Here is a 2,832-nt window from a genome sequence, read left to right as displayed (position 1 = left end):
AGCGGTCTTGCGTTCCCGATCGGGCAGGAGCGGATCGTCGGAGGGGCTGTGGGGAAACGTTCCCTCGGCCATGCCGATCAGAATTGCCCGATCCAGCTCCATTCCCAGCGAGGCGCCGATCTCCTCGGTGAGCATCCCGTGCCCGACTCGGCCCACCCTCCCGGTGCGTGCGCCTAACTCCGAAATCAGGGTGTGTCGGAATGTGGTTGTTCGGGGACGGTGTTCAATCTCGTCTAGGTTGGCCAAACGGTCGAGGATTCCCTCGATTTTGTTGGCGGATTCCTGCTCGGTTGCGGGCCAGTGCTGCCGGGTCTCCTCGTCGCCGAGATAAGTGTGGATCAGCTCCATGATCCAGTCGCACCAGTCTTTCCAGGTGGCTGGCTCCGGTTCAGGAGACAGGTCGCTGATGATCTGGGTCGGCCTCTCGGCGCCGCCGCTCAACCCGTCCCTCCATCCGATCGGGATCGCGCTGTTCTTGTTGGGCGGCATTCCGCTGCTCTTCGGCGTACCGGTTGAGCCGCGTCTCCCACTGCTCGGAACCCCGGGCCACCCCGGCCCGGCGCGACACCCGCTCCCACGCCATCACCAGATCAGCGGCCAGCGTGGGCTGGTCATTGGATTCTTCCTCACGAGACACGGTGGCAGAGACCACTGATAGCAGGGCGAACACCTCGTCTCGGCGGAAGTCACGGCCATCTAGGTTCAACATGGCTACGAGCCCCCGGCCCACCAGCGAATCGGCCAGGGTGCGCCCGCCAGGACCGTTGTATTGGATGCCCGCGGCATCGAGATGATCGTGAAGCTGGCGGATCACTTTTTCGCCACCGCCGCACAGCACGGCGATGCGGCTCAATGGGATGCCTTCCCGGGCCGCGTCGACCACTTCTCGGACCGCCACTCGGACTTCCTCATTGGCGCTGGAGGTGGTGATGATGCGCTGGCCGTGGGGTGGGCTGGTCTCGGACAGCGGGTCGACAACTGCACCCATGCGGCTGATCGACTCTATAACCGCGCCATCGGCCTTCTCGCCTCCGGTCAGCCCGCCGATTACCGCCACCGGCGCTGCCTCCGACAATGCGGCGACCAAAGAACCCTGTGATCGGGTGACCCGCTGTGGCAGGTGGATGATCACCGGGCCGAATCCGTGAAGGATGTTACTGACCGAATCCAACTTCAATGCGTTGATGGCCAGTTCATTCAGATCGTGGCCGTCGTACCACTTCGGCTTAAGCACCTCTCCCACTTGGCGGCAGATGCGGACCACATCGCCGGCCCGACGGCTTTGAGACGCCAGGGTGTCGAGTTGCTCGTCGGACAACTCCCGCAAGTCCCGGTAAGACCGCACCAAGGCTTGCTCGGTGGCGGGGTGTCGGGCCGAGGCCTGGAACAGGCCGGGGTCGGTGTTCAGCACGCTCCGCACGGTCGCGCTGAGCACCGGTCCAGAAAGCGGCTTGCGCTCATGTTCCATCGCCATTTGCCGTCCAGCTAGGCGTTCAGCCAGGTCGAAAGGCTTGAGGAATTCCACCGCGGCAATCCCCGGGACCTTGGCCCCCAGAGCCCGTCGAGTCCCCAGCTTGGCGATATTGGAGGGCACTACCACCGTTACCGGCGACAGCGGATCGCCCTGCTTGAACGCGGCGATCTGCTCGCCTAGCCGCTCGGTGGCGGACGGTCCGTAGGGGGTCCAGACGACCTTGACGCTCACGGGTCAGACTCTAGAGAACCCCGGTGACAGTTCCCCGAGCCGCTGGCCGCGGTAATGGTCAGGGTCCGAGGAGGGCGGCGGGGACCACGGCGATGCCGTCATTGCGGCGGTAGGCGGTTGGTCCGGTGGTGATGATGGCCGCATCAAGGAGGTCGTCGCCGATCTCGTCGCGCAGCCAATGGAGATGGCGCACGTCTTTGCTGCTCACCGTCTGGGAGAGCTTGGTCTCGATGGCGACAACCCGGTCGTCGGGTCGGACCACAATAAAGTCGATCTCCCGCGTGTTCCCCTGCTTGCGGAAGTGGCCGACCGAGGCCTCTGCGGCTTGGGCGTACACCCGAAGGTTGAGGGCCATGAGCGATTCGAACAGATGGCCGAGCAGCGAGCCGTCGCGGGCGATGGGCGGCCCCGCGGTTTGACCGTCGAGGAGGGCGTCGGCGCTGATACCCAAGAGGGCCACCGCCAGTGCGGGATCGGCCAGTTGGTGCTTCGGCCCGCTGGTTAGCTTGGCCAGGCGGTTCCGGGTGGGCATCCAGGCTGGGACCGGGTCGAGCACCCAAAGCCGCTCAAGGGTTTCGCTGTAGGGAGCGGTGGACTGTCGGCTGGGTTTGTCACCCTGCCCACTGGTGGCGGCATCGCGGATGACTTCGTAGGAGGCGGTGGTGGAGGAAGCTGCGGCGCAGGCGGTCATCCACCGCCTGAGCGCCCCCGGATTGCGGATCGATCGCCCGGCATCGGCAAAATCGGTGTCGATGATTCGACTCACGTAACCGTTGAGGGCGGCTCGGTTGCCTCGGCGAGTCTCGTGCGGCATACCAGGGAATCCTCCGGTGGCAATTGCGTCCACATAGTCACTCAGTCCTGCTTCGGTGTCGCCGCTGATGTTGGGACGCGAGCCGGCGAGCAATGAGGACAGGCTCACGGTCGGGGTCTGGAATACCGGTGTCCACCATCGCTCGACGAGAGACATGGGACGCATCCGGACGCTGATGATGCGGCCGGCCCCGGAATGGGTTGGGCGAGTGGAAGGCGATGCCGACCCGGTGAGGATGAATCTGCCCGGGCGGCGGTCGGCATCGACGGCGCGTCGATGGACACCCCAGAGGGGGGGGTACGGCGCCCCCTGC

General features: G+C 65.3%; 3 protein-coding genes. All 3 read right to left on the bottom strand.

The features are described from left to right. On the bottom strand, positions 1-441 hold a 441-nt coding region (locus OXG30_08550; GenBank protein ID MCY4134948.1), incomplete at its 3' end, for a hypothetical protein. Next, the gene (locus tag OXG30_08545) at positions 389-1,705 is read right to left on the bottom strand and encodes a hypothetical protein (protein ID MCY4134947.1); all 1,317 of its coding nucleotides are present in this window, start codon (positions 1,703-1,705) and stop codon (positions 389-391) included. The genes OXG30_08545 and OXG30_08550, both read right to left, overlap by 53 nt. A 58-nt stretch (positions 1,706-1,763) precedes the next feature. Next, on the bottom strand, positions 1,764-2,832 hold a 1,069-nt coding region (locus OXG30_08540), incomplete at its 5' end, for a DUF4143 domain-containing protein (protein MCY4134946.1).

It is taken from the genome of bacterium, from assembly GCA_026708015.1.
Taxonomy (GTDB): domain Bacteria; phylum Actinomycetota; class Acidimicrobiia; order Acidimicrobiales; family Bin134; genus Poriferisocius.
Note: the sequence above shows the minus strand (reverse complement) of the source record. Positions and strands in the feature narration are given on the sequence as shown.